The organism is Burkholderia sp. BDU5 (assembly GCF_001522845.1).
Taxonomy (GTDB): domain Bacteria; phylum Pseudomonadota; class Gammaproteobacteria; order Burkholderiales; family Burkholderiaceae; genus Burkholderia; species Burkholderia mayonis.
Map to the genome: position 1 here is coordinate 1 of NZ_LOWC01000053.1, position 17,583 is coordinate 17,583.

Sequence of the window (17,583 nt, forward strand, 5' to 3'; positions counted from 1 at the left end):
CTACCGCGGCGCCGTCAGATAAAAAACTGGGGAAAATTACTTCGACGAAAGTGGGGAGTATCTATCCGACGCTGACAGGGGCCAGAGGGCTGCAGCGATGTACAGCCTGATCGGCACGTGCAAGCTGAACGGGATCAACCCGCGCGCTTACCTCGAATATGTGCTGACCCATATCGCTGACCACCCCATTAACCGCATCGACGAATTACTACCGTGGAACGTGGCAAGTAAGCTGCCAGGCAAGCCTTGCCCGCCTGCCTCCACGGGCTGATTGCCAGCGGGCGAACCCGAGCGACCGATACCCAATCATGCCTCACGTGCGCGTCGCATTGCGAACGGCCTTCGCGAGGTGCTTACTTTATACACGACCTCTTGGAAGGCGAAATTTCAGGAGAAGCTCAGCCTATTCGACATCCGGCCTCGAAAATTTTTGTTCTTTCCAAGCGTAAAATCGCCAAATCGACAAAAATCAGCGCGATAAAACATGAATCCCATCGCACAATTCGCTCGAGCCGTTTGTCCGCACGATTGTCCCGATACGTGCGCCATTCGTGTCACGGTCGAGAACGGTAAAGCCACCAAAATTGCTGGCGACCCCAATCATCCGCCGACGCAAGGCGTTCTCTGCACGAAAGTGAGCAGATATGCGGATCGTGTCCATCATCCGGAGCGGCTGACGATGCCGCTCAAGCGAGTCGGACGGAAAGGAGAGGGGCGATTCGAGCCGATCAGTTGGGACGAGGCGAACCGACTGGCGGCGGAGCGGCTCGCGGAAATTGCCCGCCGAGCTCCGGAAGCCATCGTCCCCTACAGCTATGCGGGAACAATGGGACTGATCCAGGGGGAGAGCATCGCGCAGCGCTTCTTCAACATGCTCGGTGCGTCGCGTCTCGAAAGAACGATTTGCTCGGCGGCCGGCGCCGCGGGGCTGCGTTATACGTACGGCGCCAGCGTCGGGATGCATTTCGAATTCTTCGAAGAAAGCGAATTGATCCTGATCTGGGGTGGGAATCCGATTGCCTCGAATCTTCACTTCTGGACGCGCGCTCAAGAAGCCAAGCGACGCGGCGCACGCTTGATCGCAATCGATCCGTACCGGTCGCTGACGGCGGAGAAATGCCATCAGCACATCGCACTGAAGCCGGGTACGGATGGCGCGTTTGCGCTCGGAATGATGTATGTGCTGATCAACGAGAACCTCCTCGATCAGAACTATATCCGCGACCATACGCTCGGTTTCGATGCGTTGAAGGCGCGCGCGATGACTTTTCCACCCGAACGCGCGGCCGACATCTGCGGCGTGACGGCTGAATTGATCGTCGAACTGGCTCGCCTTTACGGGCACACACGCAAGGCGTCGATCCGTCTTAATTACGGCATGCAGCGTGTGCGCGGCGGCGGCAATGCGGTTCGCGCAATCGCCAGCTTGCCCGCGCTAACCGGAGCGTGGCGCGACCGTGCGGGCGGGCTGCTCCTGTCCTCGTCCGAATGGGCACCGGTCGATGCAGTCGCACTCGGGCGCCCCGATTTGCTGCCCGATTGGCCGAATAAGCTGCCACGATCGATCAATATGAATACAATTGGCGACGCGTTGCTGCATCCCGGCGATGCGGATTTCGGGCCGAAGGTCGAGGCGATCATCGTCTACAACTCGAATCCGGTCGCGGTTGCGCCCGACTCGGAGAAGGTCGCCGCCGGCTTCGCGCGGGAAGACCTGTTCACGATCGTTTTGGAGCAGTTCAAGACAGATACCGCCGATTACGCCGATCTTTTGCTGCCGGCCACGACTCAGCTCGAGCATCTCGACGTCCATAAATCGTACGGTCACACCTACGTGATGGCGAACTTGCCATCGATTGCGCCGATCGGCGAAGCGCGGCCGAACACGGAAATTTTCCGCGGCATCGCACGCAGCATGGAGTTCGACGAGCCCGCGCTCTACGACGACGATGAAGCGCTCGCGAAGGCGTCGCTACGCTGGGACGATTCGTCGCTGCAAAGCGACTGGGACACGCTCAAGCAAGCCGGCTGGCTCAAGCTGAAGCTCGCCGACGCGCCGTTCGCAAACGGCGGCTTTCGGACGCCGTCCGGAAAGTGCGAGTTCTACAGCAAGCGTCTCGCCGAAATGGGGCTCGATCCATTGCCGGACTACCTGCCGCCGTATGAATCGGCGGACGGCGCGCCCGAACTGGCCGCCCGCTATCCGCTTGCGATGATCTCGCCACCTGCGCGTCATTTCCTGAACAGCACGTTCGTCAACGTTGCGAGCCTGCGCGCGACGGAGGGCGAGCCGCACCTCGACATCCATCCGGCCGATGCCGCGCAGCGCGGCATCGCCGACGGCGACGCGGTGCGAATCTTCAACGACCGCGGCTCGCTGCGCGCAATGGCTCGCGTGACCGACCGCGCGCGGGAAGGGCTCGTCGTCGGCCTGTCTATCTGGTGGAAGAAGCTCGCGCCGGACGGGCGCAATGCGAATCAAGTGACGAGCCAGGCGCTGACCGATCTCGGCCGCGGCGCGACGTTCTACGATTGCCTGGTCGAGGTCGAGCGAGGGTGACGCGGTTCGCCGGCTGGCGCCCGGATATCGTTACCGGAGTTGGAAAGGAGTGTCTAACCCGGTTGTATCGAAGGGGCCGACCCGTTACGATGCCATTTTTTAGCACGACCATTCGAAAATCAATGAGGAGACGCGCCGCATGGACAGAATTTGGCTGAAATCGTATCCGCCCGGCGTCCCGGCCGAAATTGACGCGTCCCAGTATTCGTCCGTCCCCGATCTGCTCGACGAGAGCTTTCGTCTTTATCGGGACCAGAAGGCGTTCATCTGTATGGGCAAGGCGATCACGTACAGCGAGCTGGATACGCTGTCGCGCAAGCTCGGCGCGTGGCTCCAGTTCCGCGGCCTGTCGCGCGGCGCGCGGGTCGCGATCATGATGCCGAACGTGCTGCAATATCCGGTGGCGATCGCCGCCGTACTGCGCGCGGGCTACACGGTCGTCAACGTCAATCCGCTCTACACGCCACGCGAACTCGAGCATCAGTTGAAGGACAGCGGCGCCGAGGCGATCATGATCCTCGAGAACTTCGCGACGACGCTGCAGTCGGTGATCGCAAAGACGTCGGTCAAGCATGTCGTCGTCGCCTCGATGGGCGATCTGCTCGGCATGAAGGGCGTCCTCGTCGACTACGTCGTGCGCCGCGTGAAGAAGATGGTGCCAGCATGGAGCCTGCCGTCGTACACGCGCTTCAACGCGGCGCTTGCCGCGGGTGGCCGGCAAACCTTCAAGCCGGCGAAGCCGGGACCCGACGACGTTGCCTTCCTCCAGTACACGGGCGGTACGACCGGCGTCGCGAAGGGCGCGACGCTGCTTCATCGCAACATTGTGTCGAATGTGCTGCAGGCGCAGGCTTGGCACGAGCCGGCGCACGCGAAACGGTCGGAAGTGAAGCAGTTCATTACCGTGATCGCGCTGCCGCTTTATCACGTGTTCGCGCTGACGGTCTGCGGGCTGCTGACGCTGCGCACGGGCGGCACCGGGATCCTGATCCCGAATCCCCGCGACATCGCTGGCATGATCAAGGAACTGAAGGGCTACCAGATCACCACGATCCCGGCCGTCAACACACTCTACAACGCGCTGCTGAACCATCCGGATTTCGATCAGCTCGACTTCTCGAAGCTCGCGGTCGCCAATGGTGGCGGGATGGCGATCCAGGAAAGCGTCGCGAAGCGTTGGTACGAGAAGACGAAGACGCCGATCGTCGAAGGCTACGGCTTGTCCGAGACATCGCCCGTCGCGACTTGCAACCCGGTCACTGCGACCGAATATAGCGGCACGATCGGCCTGCCGTTGCCGTCGACCGAAATCGCGATTCGCGACGACGCGGGCGACGACGTGGCGCTCGGTCAGCCCGGCGAGATTTGCATCCGCGGTCCGCAGGTGATGGCGGGCTACTGGAACCGCCCGGACGAAACCGAGAAGGTCATGATGCCGGACGGCTTCTTCAAGACGGGCGACGTCGGCGTGATGGACGAGCGCGGATACGTGAAGATCGTCGATCGTAAGAAGGACATGATTCTCGTGTCCGGCTTCAACGTCTATCCGAACGAGGTCGAGGACGTCGTCGCGTCACACCCGGGCGTGTACGAAGTCGCGGCGGTCGGCGTGCCTGACGAGCATTCGGGCGAGGCAGTGAAGCTCTTTGTCGTGAAGAAGGATCCGGCGCTCACCGACAAGGACGTGCTCACCTATTGCAAGGACCGCCTCACCGGTTACAAGCGGCCGAAGTACGTCGAATTCCGCACCGATCTGCCGAAGACCAACGTTGGCAAGATCCTGCGTCGCGAGCTGCGCGACGGCAAGGCGTAACGCGCAGCCGTTGCCATCCGCTTCGGGCGGGGTGCCGTCGTCGTCCGGCTCGACGCCCCCGCGACGCGCAACGGCCTTGATTCGCTTGCTTCTTTCCTGCGCGAGCGGTTCCTCGGCTCCCCGGCAATTGCATCGATAAAAAAGGCGCCCGAGGGCGCCTTTTAAGTTACTGCAGAGAGTGTTACCCGCTTATTAGAACTTGTGGCGGATGCCGACGCGCGCAGTGAACTGGTTGCTGTTCGACGACGGCGTCAGGCCGTTGATCGCGGCGGTCGCCGGGCCGACCGTGTTGCCGTCGGCTTCGATCACGTTGCCCGAAGCATGCTGGTACACCCCGATCACGTAGACGTCGGTGCGCTTCGACAGGAAGTAGTCGACGCCGACTGAGCCTTGGTGATACTTGGCGGCCGACGAACCGGCGATCTTGCTGCCTTGCGTGTAGTCATACGCCGCGCCGGCGAGGAGCGCCGGGGTCAACTGATACTTGAAGTTGATTTCCGCGTTGTTGAACGTCGCGGTCTGGTTCGGGAACACCGTGCTCGCGAACTTCATGAACTTGATGTTCGAGTACGTGACGCCGACCGTCGCCGCGCCGAACGAGTAGGCGCCGCCCGCACCGATCACCTGGTACGTGTGGGCCGACGCGTAGCCAGCGTAGACCGGGGTCGTCACGGCAGCCGGCGTGCTCGACGTCGTGTTGTTGCCGAACAGGCCGCCAGCCGTCGACGGCGTGCGCGCGTTCAGGTAGCCGACGCCCAACACGAGCGGGCCGTTCGTGTAGCCGGCGCCGAGCGACCACGTCTGGTTGCGGCTGAAGTCGCCGGCGACGCCGCCGAAGCTGTACAGGCCGCCGAACGTAAGACCGCCGTAGTTCGCGCTCGTGAACTTGACTGCGTTGTTCACGCGATAGGCGTTGTTGAAGTTGTCGAGGTCGCCCGGGTGAGCGGCGATGTAGCCGCCCCACTGATCGCCCGCTTCAAGCGGACCGACGAAGTCGACGACGGAGTCGTACTGACGGCCGAGCGTGACGGTGCCGAAGCCGCTTGACAGGCCGACGTAGGCCTGACGGCCAAATTCGAGGCCGCCCTGGTTCAGCTTGCCAGAATTCACATCGAAGCCGTTTTCGAGGACGAACAGAGCCTTCAGGCCGCCGCCCAGGTCTTCCGTACCACGCAGGCCCCAGCGGCTACCTTGCATGACGCCGCTCGACAGGTTGTACAGGTGTTTGCCACCTGCGTTGGTGTTGATGTTGAAGCCTTCATCGATGATACCGTACAGCGTCACGCTGCTTTGCGCATGAGCCGCGCCAGCAAACGCGCTCAGCGCGACGAGCGCGAGAAGCGACTTTTTCATTAAAAGATCTCCAAGGATGACAAATTTATTGTGGCGGGGCCGGTGGTTGTTTTTGATGGCGATACCCGCTTGAACTTCGTATGAAGCCGCTCGTAATGTAGCAAAAGGACTTTTTGGGACAAAGAGAAAGCGCAGTGCGCGCGTTCCTCATGTTTCCTTTACGCAACAATGGTTAAAATCACGGGTTAACCGCTATTTTCGAGCGCTACCTTGGTGAGTAGCCGCAATAAAATTGTTACGAAATCCTTACGGCGTGCAATGTGCCCGCGCGGAGAAACGTGATGGTGTTTGACGAATTGATCAGTGAATTTGACCGGGGTCTGCGCTCCATTACGGGCGTGAGCCGGATGAGCCGCCCGGTGCCCGCGTCCGCCGCTGCGGCGCCCGCCGAGCTCACGGCTGCCGAGCGCAAGCATGCGGCAGGGCTGATGCGGGTGAATCACGTCGGCGAAGTGTGTGCGCAGGCGCTCTATCAGGCGCAGAAGCTCACGACGCCGTCGTCCGAATTGAAGGAGGTGTTCGAGCATGCCGCGCGCGAGGAAGAGGATCATCTCGCGTGGACCGCGCATCGTCTGAAGGAGCTCGATTCGCGGCCGAGCCTGCTGAATCCGCTGTGGTATGCGGGAGCGCTCGCGATCGGCGTCGTCGCCGGACGACTCGGCGACAAGGTGAGCTTGGGCTTCATGGCCGAGACGGAGCGCCAGGTCGAGAGCCATCTCGACAGCCATCTGTCGGAGTTGCCGGCGGCCGACGTCGAGTCGCGCGCGATCGTCGAGCAGATGCGCGCCGACGAGGTCAAGCACGGCAAGGCCGCGACCGACGCGGGCGGCATCGAGCTGCCGATGCCGGCGCGCATGCTGATGCGCGCCGCGTCGAAAGTCATGACAAGCACTGCATACTATCTATGAGACATACGCCGGGACGGCCGCACGCGCGGCGTCCCGGCAGACGACGGAAACCCGCCTCTTTTCCCGCGCCGTTCCCCCCGCCGAAATGCCTGCTGCCGCGCCCATCTGGGGCGCGCTTCTCATGTACCACATTCACAAGATGCACTAGCCCATTCATTTATAACGCTTTTTAGTATGAGGGTCAGTTTGAGGGGGTGAGCGTAAGTCCTTGTTCTGACTAACAAAATTCGTCAAAAAAACGAATGTCTCCCTTGACCGCCCATAGGCGTTCCTCTAAAGTGGGAGACAGTGTGAGAAAGTGTATTTTTGTGTGATTTGCCGGGTTTTTCCGGCTAGATTCGCAGCATTGGGCGGGTACTTCGGTGCCCTGATCGGGAGAGCGGAAAAGTGTTCCAAGGGGCGTCGGCGCTGACGCTCGATGCGAAAGGGCGGATGTCGGTGCCGTCTCGCTATCGCGAAGCGCTGCAAGGACAGGCAGAAGGACGGGTGACTGTGACCAAGCACCCGGACGGCTGCCTGTTGCTGTTTCCGCGCCCCGAGTGGGAGGTGTTCCGCGCGAAGATCGCTGCGCTGCCGATGGATGCGCATTGGTGGCGCCGTATTTTTCTCGGCAACGCGATGGATGTCGATCTCGACAGCGCGGGCCGGATTCTGGTGTCTCCCGAGCTGCGGATGGCGGCCGGGCTGGAAAAGGAAGTCATGTTGCTGGGAATGGGTAGTCACTTCGAGCTGTGGGACGCGCAGACCTACATCGCGAAGGAGCAGGCGGCGATGGCGCAGGGCATGCCCGACGCGCTGAAGAATTTCACGTTCTGATTGCGGTGACGGAGACGCCCGCGATGGGAAACGAATTGCAGCATCTCACGGTGCTGTTGGATGAAGCGGTCGATGCGCTCGTGACGCGGCCCGACGGCGTCTACGTCGACGGCACGTTCGGACGCGGCGGCCATAGTCGCGCGGTGCTCGGGCGCCTGGGCGCGGCGGGCCGGCTGATCGCGTTCGACAAGGATCCGCGCGCGATCGAGACGGCGAAGGGCATCGAGGATGCGCGCTTCGAGATCGTCCATGACAGCTTCGCGGCGTTGAAGGACGCGCTCGAAGCGCGTGGGGTAGGGCGAGTGTCCGGTGTGCTGCTGGACCTGGGCGTGTCGTCGCCGCAGGTCGACGACCCGGAGCGCGGCTTCAGTTTCCGCGCGAACGGTCCGCTCGACATGCGGATGGATCCGACGCGCGGCGAGTCGGCGGCGGAGTGGCTCGCACGGGCGTCGGTGCAGGAATTGACGGAGGTGATACGAGATTATGGGGAAGAACGGTTTGCTTTTCAGATTGCAAAGGCGATTGTTGCTCGCCGGGCAGAGTCCGACCGTCTCGGGCCTCTCGACAGCACGGGCGAGCTTGCCCAAATCGTGGGTCACGTCGTCAAGACCCGTGAGAAGGGCAAGGATCCGGCAACCCGCACCTTTCAAGCTATACGGATTCACGTCAATCAAGAGCTTGCGGACCTGCAAGTCGTTCTAGAGGCAGCACTGTCGTCGTTGGAGCAAGGGGGCCGGCTGGTGGTCATCAGCTTTCATTCGCTCGAGGATCGGATCGTCAAGCGATTCATGCAGACGCACGCCAGCGCGCCTGTGGTCGATCGCCGCTTGCCGATCCGCGCCGTCGACCTGCCCAGCCCGCCGCTCAAGCTGCTCGGTCGCAAGTTCCCGAGCGACGCGGAAGTCTTGGCCAATCCGCGTGCCCGTTCGGCGGTGATGCGCATCGCGGAGCGCGTCGCGCCATGAGCCGCCTCAACATCTTCCTGCTGATCATCGTGATGGGATGCGCGCTGTCGGTCGTCAATTCGACGAATCAGCAGCGGCAGATCTTCATTCAGTTGCAGCGCGCGCAATCGCAGGAGCATCAGCTCCAGCAGGACTACGCGCAGCTTCAATATCAACAGAGCGCACTGTCGAAGACGTCGCGCATCGAGCAGCTCGCGACGAGCTCGCTGAAGATGCAGTCGATCACGACAGGGCGCACGCAGTACCTCGCGCTTTCGCCTGGCGCGGCGAAGGCGGTCGACGCGCCGCTGCCGGCGTCCGCGGCATCGCAGGGGGGCGCGCGATGAAGCCCGCGTCGAAGCGCACGCAAGGCGTGAAGTTCGCATCGAGCCCGGTGCTGTCGGTCCATCTGCCGATGTGGCGCTCGAAGCTCGTCGTGTTCATGCTGTTCATGGCGTTCGTCGCGCTCGCCGTGCGCGCGTTCTGGATCCAGGGGCCCGGCAACGCGTTCTATCAGAAGCAGGGCGAAAGCCGCTATCAGCGCACGCTCGAATTGCCGGCGACGCGCGGCAAGATTCTCGATCGCAACGGTCTCGTGCTCGCGACGAGCCTGCCCGTGCGCGCGATCTGGGCGATTCCGGCCGACGTGCCCGACGACCTCGGCGCGGACAAGGTCGACGCGCTCGGCAAGCTGCTGGGGATGACGACGAAGGAGCTGAAGGCAAAGCTGTCGGAAGACAAGACATTCGTCTACGTGAAGCGCCAGGTGCCGCTCGACGTCGCCGACCAGGTCGCGAAGCTCGACATCCCCGGCGTCTATCAGCGCGGCGAATACAAGCGCTTCTATCCGGAAGGCGAAATCACCGCGCACCTGATCGGCTTCACGAACGTCGAGGACGAAGGGCAGGAGGGCGTCGAGCTCGCCGATCAGAAGCTGCTCGTCGGCACGCCGGGCAGCCGTCACGTGATCAAGGACCGCGTCGGGCACATCGTCGAGGACGTCGACGCGCAGGTGCCGCCGCACAACGGCAGCGACGTCGGCCTGTCGATCGACAGCAAGATCCAGTACATCACGTACACGAACCTGAAGGCGGCCGTCGAGAAGTTCCACGCGAAGGCGGGCGCGGCGATGGTGATCGACGTGCAGACGGGCGAGGTGCTGTCGCTCGTCAATTATCCGACGTATAACCCGAACGATCGCTCGCACCTGACGGGCGAGCAGCTACGCAACCGCGTGCTGACCGACGTGTTCGAGCCGGGCTCGATCATGAAGCCGTTCACGGTGTCGCTCGCGCTCGATTTGCATCGCGTGACGCCGAACACGCTCGTCGACACGGGCAACGGCCATTTCGTGCTCGACGGCGCGCCGATCACCGACGACTCGGGCTTCGGCACGCTGACGGTCGGCGGTGTGATCCAGAAGTCGAGCAACATCGGCGCGACGAAGATCGCGATGACGATGAAGCCCGAGGAAATGTGGAATATGTATACGAGCATCGGCCTCGGGCAGGCGCCGAAGGTCGGTTTCCCCGGCGCGGCCGCGGGCCGGCTGCGTCCGTGGAAAAACTGGCGGCGGATCGAGCAGGCGACGATGTCGTACGGCTACGGCCTGTCGGTGTCGCTGTTCCAGCTCGCGCGCGCGTACACCGCGATCGCGCACGACGGCGAGCTGATGCCCGTCACGATCTTCAAGACGAACGACGCGCAACCCGCGACCGGTCCGCGGATCTTCTCGCCGACGACGGCCCGCGAGGTACGCGCGATGCTCGAGTCCGTCGTGTCGCCGCAGGGTACGTCGCCGAACGCGGCGGTGCCGGGCTATCGCGTCGGCGGCAAGAGCGGCACCGCTTACAAGCAGGTCGGCCGCGGCTATGATCACAAGAAGTATCGCGCGTCGTTCGTCGGGATGGCGCCGATGCCGAATCCGCGCATCGTCGTCGCGGTGTCGGTCGACGAGCCGACGATGGGCGGCCACTTCGGCGGCCAGGTGTCAGGCCCCGTGTTCTCGGCGATCGCCGGCGATACGCTGCGCGCGCTGAACGTGCCGCCCAACATGCCGGTCAAGCAGCTCGTCGTGTCGGACGACACGGCGAGCGCCGCCGCCCCGCAGAAGCTGGCCGGCGCCGCGCCTGCAAAACACATGATCGTGTCGAGCACGACACACAACCGTCCTGGAGTAGTTCGATGAGCGCCGCGCGCAGTTCTCATCCGGCGCATCAACAGATCGCAGCCGCGCTCGCGTGGCTGCGCGCCCATGTCGCGTCCGGCGCGCAGTTGCACGCCGACACGCGCAGCCTGCAAGCGGGCGACGCGTTTGTCGCCTATGCGGTCGACGGCGCGGACAATCGTCCGTTCATTGCCGACGCGCTCGCGCGCGGCGCCGCCGCCGTGCTGTACCAACCCGAAGGTTTTGCGGCAGCCGGCCTCGATCCGGCGACGTCGCTCGCCGTGCCCGCGCTCGACGAACTCGCGGGCGAGATCGCGAGCGGCTGGTACGGCGATCCGAGCGACGCGCTCTTCGCGGTTGGCGTGACGGGCACGAACGGCAAGACCTCGTGCACGCAATGGATCGCCGCCGCGCTCTCCGCGCTGCATCAGCCGTGCGCGGTGATCGGCACGCTCGGCAGCGGAATGCCTGGCCAGCTCGTGCACACGGGCTTCACGACGCCCGACGCGCCGCAGCTGCAGCGCAGCCTCGCGCAGCTGCGCTGCGCGGGCGCGCAGGCGGTTGCAATGGAAGTGTCGTCGCACGCGCTGCATCAGGGGCGCGTGAACGGCACCGCGTTCGACGTCGCGGTATTCACGAACCTGACGCAGGACCACCTCGATTACCACCGCACGTTCGAAGCGTACGAGGCGGCGAAGACGAAACTCTTCGCATGGCGCGGGCTGCGCTTGGCGGTCGTTAATCGCGACGATCCGGCCGGCCGCCGCCTGCTCGCGAATCTCGCCGGGCGCGTGCGGACGATCGCATACGGAATCGACGCGCAGCCGGCTGCGTCCGATGCGGACCGTGAGCTCGTCGCGACGAGGGTCCGCGCGACCGCGACGGGCACCGCATTTCATCTGACTTCTTCGTGGGGAGACGCGGACGTCGAGGTCGGCACGCTCGGCACGTTCAACGTGAGCAATCTGCTCGCGGTGCTCGGCACGCTGCTCGCGGCCGACGTGCCGTTCGACGCTGCGCTCGCCGAAATCGAGAAGCTCGAATCGGTCAACGGCCGGATGCAGCGGCTGGGCGGGCGGCTGCAGAACGACGAGCCGCTCGTCGTCGTCGACTACGCGCACACGCCGGACGCGCTCGAGAAGACGCTCGACGCGCTGCGCCCGATCGCGCGCGCGCGCGGCGGCGAGCTTGTCTGCATGTTCGGCTGCGGCGGCGACCGCGACGCGACGAAACGTCCGCTGATGGGCGCAATCGCCGAGCGCCTCGCGGACAAGATCGTCGTGACGAGCGACAACCCGCGCAGCGAGGATCCGCAGAAGATCATCGACCAGATCGCCGCCGGCATGCAGGACGCCGCGCGGGCGCGCCGCATCGAGGACCGCGCGAGCGCGATCCTGCAGGCGGTGCGCGGCGCCGCGCGCGAGGACGTCGTGCTGCTTGCCGGCAAGGGACACGAGGCGACGCAGGAAATCATGGGCAAGAAGCGCGCGTTCTCCGATCAGGATCACGCGCGCCTCGCGCTCGCCGCGCGCACCACGCAAACTCGCGGAGGCGGCGAATGACGATGCTGACCTTGCGTGAAGCCGCAGCGATGATTCCCGGCGCGACGGTGCTCGGCGACGAGCGCGTGTCGTTCGAGCGGGTGTCGACGGACAGCCGCACGGCGGGCCCGGGCGATCTGTTCGTCGCGCTGAAGGGTGAGCACTTCGATGCGCACGATTTCGTCGGCGATGTCGCTGCGCACGGGGCGAGTGCCGCGATCGTGTCGCGCAGCCCGGCCGAATGGAATCTGCCCGCGCTGAAGGTCGCCGACACGCGCGGCGCGCTCGGCGCGCTCGCGCACGGCTGGCGGATGCGCTTCGCGCTGCCGGTCGTCGCGGTGACGGGCAGCAACGGCAAGACGACCGTGAAGGAGATGATCGCGTCGATCTTCGCGGCGGCGGCGGGCGCCGATGCGCGGCTCGCGACAGCGGGCAACTTCAACAACGACGTCGGCCTGCCGCTCACGCTGCTGCGCCTCACCGCCGCGCACCGGCTCGCGGTCGTCGAGCTCGGGATGAATCATCCGGGCGAGACCGGGACGCTCGCGCGGATCGCCGCGCCGACGGTCGCGCTCGTCAACAACGCGCAGCGCGAGCATCAGGAATTCATGGCGACCGTCGAGGCCGTCGCGCTCGAGCACGCGGCCGTCATCCATGCGCTCGGACCGGACGGCGTCGCCGTGTTTCCGGCCGACGACGCGTACGCGAGCATCTGGCGCGTCGCGGCCACCGGCAACCGGATCGTCGATTTCGCGTTGCACGGCGCCGGCCGCGACACGCCTGCCGCCGTGATGGGCGTGCTCGACGGCAGCCGGCTTGCGATCGATACGCCGGACGGCCGCATCGACGTGCAGCTCAACGCGCTCGGCGAGCACAACGCACGCAACGCGCTCGCTTCGACGGCGGCGGCGCTCGCGGCCGGCGTGCCGCTCGCCGCGATCAAGCAGGGGCTCGAGGCGTTCGAGCCGGTGAAGGGGCGGCTGCAGGTGACGCGCGTGACGGTCGGCTCGCTCGCGGGCGCGACGGTGATCGACGACACCTACAACGCGAATCCCGATTCGATGCGCGCCGCGATCGACGTGCTCGCCGTGCAGTCGGCGCCGCGTGTGCTCGTGATCGGCGAGATGGGCGAAGTCGGCGACGAAGGGCCGGCGTTCCATCGCGAGATCGGCGCGTACGCGCGCGAGCGCGGGATCGACGCGCTTTACGCGCTCGGCGCGGCGACGCAGCCCGCATGCGAAGCATACGGCGCGGCCGCGCGGCGCTTCGACGATGCAGCGGCGCTGACCGCCGCGTTGCTCGCCGCGAATGTCGGCGCGCACGCGACGCTGCTCGTGAAGGGCTCGCGATTCATGAAGATGGAGCGCGTCGTCGGCGCGCTCGCGAACGAAACCGCGTCGGGCGCAGCGCCCGGCGCACATTGAGGAAGGAAGTAAGCATGCTGCTGGCGCTGGCGCAATGGCTGCAAGGTGACGCAAGCTTTTTGCGCTTGTTCACGTATCTGACGTTCCGGGCGGTGATGGCTACCATCACGGCGCTCGTGATCGGTCTCGTCTGCGGTCCGTGGGTGATTCGCAAGCTCACGGAGATGAAGGTCGGTCAGGCGGTGCGCAAGGACGGCCCGCAGACGCACCTCGTGAAATCAGGCACGCCGACGATGGGCGGCGTGCTGATCCTGATCGGCATCGCGGTCGCGACGCTCCTTTGGGGCGATTTGACGAACCGCTTCATCTGGATCGTGATGCTCGTCACGTTCGGCTTCGGCGTGGTCGGCTGGGTCGACGATTATCGCAAGGTCGTCTACAAGGACCCGCGCGGCATGTCGTCGCGCGAGAAGTATTTCTGGCAATCGGTGATCGGCCTTTTTGCGGCCGTCTATCTCGCGTTCAGCGTGTCCGAGGCGAGCAACGTCCGCGTGTTCGATCTCTTCATGGCGTGGGTGCGAAGCGGCCTGTCGATGGGCTTGCCCGCGCGCGCCGACCTGATGCTGCCGTTCCTCAAGTCGATCAGCTATCCGCTCGGCGTGTGGGGCTTCATCGCGCTCACCTATCTCGTGATCGTCGGCGCGAGCAACGCGGTGAACCTGACCGACGGCCTGGACGGCCTCGTGATCATGCCGGTCGTGCTCGTCGGCGCGTCGCTCGGCGTGTTCGCCTATGTGATGGGCAGCGCCGTCTATTCGAAATACCTGCTGTTTCCGCACATTCCGGGCGCGGGCGAGCTGCTGATCTTCTGCTCGGCGATGGGCGGCGCGGGGCTTGCATTCCTCTGGTACAACACGCATCCGGCGCAGGTGTTCATGGGCGACGTCGGTGCGCTCGCGCTGGGCGGCGCGCTCGGCACGGTCGCCGTGATCGTGCGCCAGGAAATCGTGCTGTTCATCATGGGCGGCATTTTCGTCGCGGAGACGCTGTCCGTGATGCTGCAGGTCACGTGGTTCAAGTACACGAAGCGCCGTTACGGCGAAGGGCGACGCATCTTCAAGATGGCACCGCTGCATCACCATTTCGAGTTGTCGGGCTGGAAGGAAACGCAGGTGGTGGTGCGTTTCTGGATCATCACGTTGATGTTGTGCCTGTTCGGTTTGTCCACCCTCAAGCTGCGGTAAAGGGAAGGTAAGGATGTTTGGCGAGATGTTCGGAGATCGGCAGCGGCCGATGGTGCTCGTGCTGGGGCTCGGCGAATCGGGCCTCGCGATCGCGCGGTGGTGCGCGAGGCACGGTTGCCGGTTGCGCGTTGCCGATACGCGCGAGGCGCCGCCCAACCTTGCCGAGCTGACGGCGGCCGGGATCGACGCCGAATTCGTCGGCGGTGCGTTTTCGCCTGCGCTGCTCGACGGCGGGATCGAACTCGTCGCGCTGAGCCCCGGCCTGTCGCCGCTCGCCGAAAACCTCGCGCCGCTTCTCGCCGCCGCCCGCGAGCAGGGCATTCCCGTGTGGGGCGAACTCGAGTTCTTCGCGCAGGCGTTGAATACGCTCGGTGCGAACGGCTACGCGCCGAAGGTGATCGCGATCACCGGCACGAACGGCAAGACCACGACGACGAGCCTCGCGGGCCTGTTGTGCGAGCGCGCGGGCAAGCAGGTGGCAATCGCGGGCAACATCAGCCCGGCGATGCTCGACAAGCTCGCCGAAGCGATCGACGCGGCGGCGCTGCCGGACGTGTGGGTGCTCGAGCTGTCGAGCTTTCAGCTCGAAACCGCGCACACGTTCGCGCCCGACGCCGCGACGATCCTCAACATCACGCAGGACCATCTCGACTGGCACGGCGGTTTCGCCGCGTATGCGGCCGCGAAGGGGCGGATCTTCGGGCCGCGCACGGTGCGCGTGCTCAACCGCGACGACGCGGAAGTGATGAAGTTCGTGCCGGCCGCAGCCGCCGATGCGCCGCGCGCGATTACGTTCGGCCTGAACGAGCCTGCCGCAGATGGCGACTTCGGCCTTTTGCGCGAGAACGGGATCGCGTGGCTCGTCGAGGCGGTCGATCGCGACGCGGCCGATGCACCGACGCCGTCGCGCCGCCGCAAGCAAGAAGCGGCGCACCCGCCCGACATCGCGCTGAAGCGTCTGATGCCCGCCGACGCGCTGCGCATCCGCGGGCTGCACAACGCGGCGAACGCGCTTGCCGCGTACGCGCTCGCGCGCGCGATCGACCTGCCGGCAGCGCCGCTCCTGCACGGCCTGCGCGAGTACCGCGGCGAGCCGCACCGCGTCGAAGTGATCGCGACGGTCGACGGCGTCGATTATGTCGACGACAGCAAGGGCACGAACGTCGGCGCGACAGTTGCAGCGCTCGATGGCCTCGCGCAGCGCGCGGTGCTGATCGCGGGCGGCGACGGCAAGGGCCAGGATTTCGAGCCGCTCGCGGCGCCCGTCGAGCGGTGGTGCCGGGCGGTGATGCTGATCGGCCGCGACGTGCCCGCGATTCGCGCGGCGCTCGCCGACACCGGCGTGCCGCTCGCCGACCACGCGACGCTCGAAGCCGCGGTGCGCGCGGCGAGCGCGCTCGCTCAGCCGGGCGACGCGGTGCTGCTGTCGCCTGCGTGCGCGAGCCTCGATATGTTCCGGAATTACGCGCATCGGGCCGACGTGTTCCGCAGCGCGGTCGAAGACATCGCCCTGGAAAAAGGAACGACGCTATGAACTGGTCCGACCGCCTTGTTTCCCGCTTCAACAACGCACGAGACGCGGGCGGCGGTGCGCCGCGCACGGTCGCGCGCGCGGCGTCCGGTGCCGCGGCGGGCGGTCTCGCGAGCGTCGTCAACGGCGCGCGCCCGACCCGCTCGCGGATGCTTGACTTCGACTATTCACTGCTGTGGGTGTCGATTGCGCTGCTCGGGCTCGGCGTCGTGATGGTGTATTCGGCGTCGATCGCGATGCCCGATTCGCCGAAATACGCGTCGTATCACGATTACGCGTTCCTGCTGCGCCACGTCGTGTCGCTCGTCGTCGCGTTCGTCGCGGCGGTGATCGCGTTCCGCGTGCCGGTGTCGACGTGGGACAAGTACGCGCCGCATCTCTTCCTGATCGCGCTCGTCGGCCTCGTGATCGTGCTGATTCCGCATGTCGGCAAGGGCGTGAACGGCGCGCGCCGCTGGATTCCGCTCGGCATCACGAACATGCAGCCGTCGGAAATCATGAAGCTCGCGGTGACGATCTACGCGGCGAACTACACGGTCCGCAAGCAGGAATACATGCAGAGCTTCGCGAAGGGCTTCCTGCCGATGGCGTTCGCGGTCGGCCTCGTCGGCGCGCTGCTGCTGCTCGAGCCGGACATGGGCGCATTCATGGTGGTCGCTGCGATCGCGATGGGTGTGTTGTTCCTCGGCGGCGTGAACGGCAAGCTGTTCGGCGGTCTCGTCGCGACTGCGGTCGGCACGTTCACGATGCTCGTCTGGCTGTCGCCGTGGCGGCGCGAGCGGATCTTCGCGTATCTCGATCCGTGGGACGAGCGCTACGCGCAGGGCAAGGCGTATCAGCTCACGCATTCGCTGATCGCGTTCGGGCGGGGCGAATGGTTCGGCGTTGGCCTTGGCGGCAGTGTCGAGAAGCTCAACTATCTGCCGGAAGCGCATACCGACTTCATTCTCGCGGTGATCGGCGAGGAACTCGGCTTCGTCGGCGTGCTCGTCGTGATCCTGCTGTTCTATTGGATCGTGCGCCGCGCATTCGAGATCGGCCGCCAGGCGCTCGCGCTCGACCGCACGTTTGCGGGTCTGATGGCGAAGGGCGTCGGCATCTGGTTCGGCGCGCAGGCGTTCATCAACATGGGCGTGAACCTCGGCCTCCTGCCGACCAAGGGACTCACGCTGCCGCTCGTCAGCTACGGCGGCTCGGGCATTCTGCTCAACTGCGTCGCGCTTGCGGTGCTGCTGCGCGTCGATTACGAAAATCGCGTGCTGATGCGGGGAGGGAAGGTATGACCTCCCCGCGTCAGCACGCGATTTCGGCGAAGGCTGGCTTCGTGCGCACAGCGCGCGAA

General features: G+C 65.1%; 13 protein-coding genes and 1 pseudogene. 13 read left to right on the forward strand and 1 reads right to left on the reverse strand.

Annotation, left to right across the window (positions count from 1 at the left end; genetic code table 11):
• Nucleotides 1-79: 79 nt before the first annotated feature.
• The 3 genes and pseudogenes from WS69_RS30670 to WS69_RS10200 form a co-directional block, all read left to right on the forward strand.
• A pseudogene (locus tag WS69_RS30670) lies at nt 80-271 on the forward strand (transposase domain-containing protein); the annotation flags it as partial.
• Between the two features lie 213 nt (nt 272-484).
• Nucleotides 485-2,560, forward strand: a complete 2,076-nt coding sequence (locus WS69_RS10195; RefSeq protein ID WP_059470659.1) for a molybdopterin-containing oxidoreductase family protein — start codon at nt 485-487, stop codon at nt 2,558-2,560.
• Between the two features lie 139 nt (nt 2,561-2,699).
• Entirely contained in the window at nt 2,700-4,373 is a 1,674-nt protein-coding gene (locus WS69_RS10200) for a long-chain fatty acid--CoA ligase (protein ID WP_059470660.1), read from the forward strand.
• A gap of 192 nt (nt 4,374-4,565) precedes the next feature.
• Here WS69_RS10200 and WS69_RS10205 read toward each other — a convergent pair whose 3' ends face one another.
• Nucleotides 4,566-5,726, reverse strand: coding sequence for a porin (locus WS69_RS10205; protein ID WP_059470661.1), 1,161 nt, complete (start codon nt 5,724-5,726; stop codon nt 4,566-4,568).
• 281 nt (nt 5,727-6,007) lie between these two features.
• On the opposite strand from WS69_RS10205, the gene coq7 reads away from it, so the two are divergent.
• The 10 genes from coq7 to ftsW all read left to right on the forward strand — a co-directional run bounded on the left by coq7 (nt 6,008) and on the right by ftsW (nt 17,524).
• Nucleotides 6,008-6,634 carry a 2-polyprenyl-3-methyl-6-methoxy-1,4-benzoquinone monooxygenase gene (gene coq7, locus WS69_RS10210; protein ID WP_059470662.1) on the forward strand — a complete coding sequence of 209 codons (627 nt, stop codon included), beginning with the start codon at nt 6,008-6,010 and terminating at the stop codon, nt 6,632-6,634.
• A gap of 387 nt (nt 6,635-7,021) precedes the next feature.
• Nucleotides 7,022-7,450, forward strand: coding sequence for a division/cell wall cluster transcriptional repressor MraZ (gene mraZ, locus WS69_RS10215; protein WP_010106631.1), 429 nt, complete (start codon nt 7,022-7,024; stop codon nt 7,448-7,450).
• A 23-nt stretch (nt 7,451-7,473) separates the two neighbouring features.
• Complete coding sequence (gene rsmH / locus WS69_RS10220; protein WP_059470663.1) at nt 7,474-8,415, forward strand: 16S rRNA (cytosine(1402)-N(4))-methyltransferase RsmH; 942 nt, start codon at nt 7,474-7,476, stop codon at nt 8,413-8,415.
• Entirely contained in the window at nt 8,412-8,741 is a 330-nt protein-coding gene (gene ftsL / locus WS69_RS10225) for a cell division protein FtsL (RefSeq protein ID WP_059470664.1), read from the forward strand. Before rsmH ends, ftsL begins: the two co-directional genes overlap by 4 nt.
• The gene (locus tag WS69_RS10230) at nt 8,738-10,582 is read left to right on the forward strand and encodes a peptidoglycan D,D-transpeptidase FtsI family protein (protein WP_059470665.1); all 1,845 of its coding nucleotides are present in this window, start codon (nt 8,738-8,740) and stop codon (nt 10,580-10,582) included. The genes ftsL and WS69_RS10230 overlap by 4 nt, the downstream gene beginning before the upstream one ends.
• Nucleotides 10,579-12,123 carry a UDP-N-acetylmuramoyl-L-alanyl-D-glutamate--2,6-diaminopimelate ligase gene (locus WS69_RS10235; RefSeq protein ID WP_059470666.1) on the forward strand — a complete coding sequence of 515 codons (1,545 nt, stop codon included), beginning with the start codon at nt 10,579-10,581 and terminating at the stop codon, nt 12,121-12,123. Before WS69_RS10230 ends, WS69_RS10235 begins: the two co-directional genes overlap by 4 nt.
• Nucleotides 12,120-13,526, forward strand: coding sequence for a UDP-N-acetylmuramoyl-tripeptide--D-alanyl-D-alanine ligase (locus tag WS69_RS10240; RefSeq protein ID WP_059470667.1), 1,407 nt, complete (start codon nt 12,120-12,122; stop codon nt 13,524-13,526). Before WS69_RS10235 ends, WS69_RS10240 begins: the two co-directional genes overlap by 4 nt.
• Nucleotides 13,527-13,540: 14 nt before the next feature.
• On the forward strand, nt 13,541-14,710 hold the full coding sequence (mraY, locus tag WS69_RS10245; RefSeq protein WP_059470668.1) for a phospho-N-acetylmuramoyl-pentapeptide-transferase: 1,170 nt from the start codon (nt 13,541-13,543) through the stop codon (nt 14,708-14,710).
• Between the two features lie 25 nt (nt 14,711-14,735).
• Complete coding sequence (murD, locus tag WS69_RS10250) at nt 14,736-16,244, forward strand: UDP-N-acetylmuramoyl-L-alanine--D-glutamate ligase (protein ID WP_059470888.1); 1,509 nt, start codon at nt 14,736-14,738, stop codon at nt 16,242-16,244.
• Nucleotides 16,241-17,524, forward strand: a complete 1,284-nt coding sequence (gene ftsW, locus WS69_RS10255) for a putative lipid II flippase FtsW (protein WP_059470669.1) — start codon at nt 16,241-16,243, stop codon at nt 17,522-17,524. Before murD ends, ftsW begins: the two co-directional genes overlap by 4 nt.
• Nucleotides 17,525-17,583 lie beyond the last annotated feature (59 nt).

Coding starts and splice junctions, on each gene's coding strand:
- WS69_RS10235 (WP_059470666.1), top strand. CDS start 10,579: ATGAGCGCCGCGCGCAGTTCTCATCCGGCGCATCAACAGATCGCAGCC.
- WS69_RS10240 (WP_059470667.1), top strand. CDS start 12,120: ATGACGATGCTGACCTTGCGTGAAGCCGCAGCGATGATTCCCGGCGCG.
- WS69_RS10195 (WP_059470659.1), top strand. CDS start 485: ATGAATCCCATCGCACAATTCGCTCGAGCCGTTTGTCCGCACGATTGT.
- WS69_RS10205 (WP_059470661.1), bottom strand. CDS start 5,726: ATGAAAAAGTCGCTTCTCGCGCTCGTCGCGCTGAGCGCGTTTGCTGGC.
- rsmH (WP_059470663.1), top strand. CDS start 7,474: ATGGGAAACGAATTGCAGCATCTCACGGTGCTGTTGGATGAAGCGGTC.
- WS69_RS10200 (WP_059470660.1), top strand. CDS start 2,700: ATGGACAGAATTTGGCTGAAATCGTATCCGCCCGGCGTCCCGGCCGAA.
- mraY (WP_059470668.1), top strand. CDS start 13,541: ATGCTGCTGGCGCTGGCGCAATGGCTGCAAGGTGACGCAAGCTTTTTG.
- ftsL (WP_059470664.1), top strand. CDS start 8,412: ATGAGCCGCCTCAACATCTTCCTGCTGATCATCGTGATGGGATGCGCG.
- WS69_RS10230 (WP_059470665.1), top strand. CDS start 8,738: ATGAAGCCCGCGTCGAAGCGCACGCAAGGCGTGAAGTTCGCATCGAGC.
- murD (WP_059470888.1), top strand. CDS start 14,736: ATGTTCGGAGATCGGCAGCGGCCGATGGTGCTCGTGCTGGGGCTCGGC.
- ftsW (WP_059470669.1), top strand. CDS start 16,241: ATGAACTGGTCCGACCGCCTTGTTTCCCGCTTCAACAACGCACGAGAC.
- coq7 (WP_059470662.1), top strand. CDS start 6,008: ATGGTGTTTGACGAATTGATCAGTGAATTTGACCGGGGTCTGCGCTCC.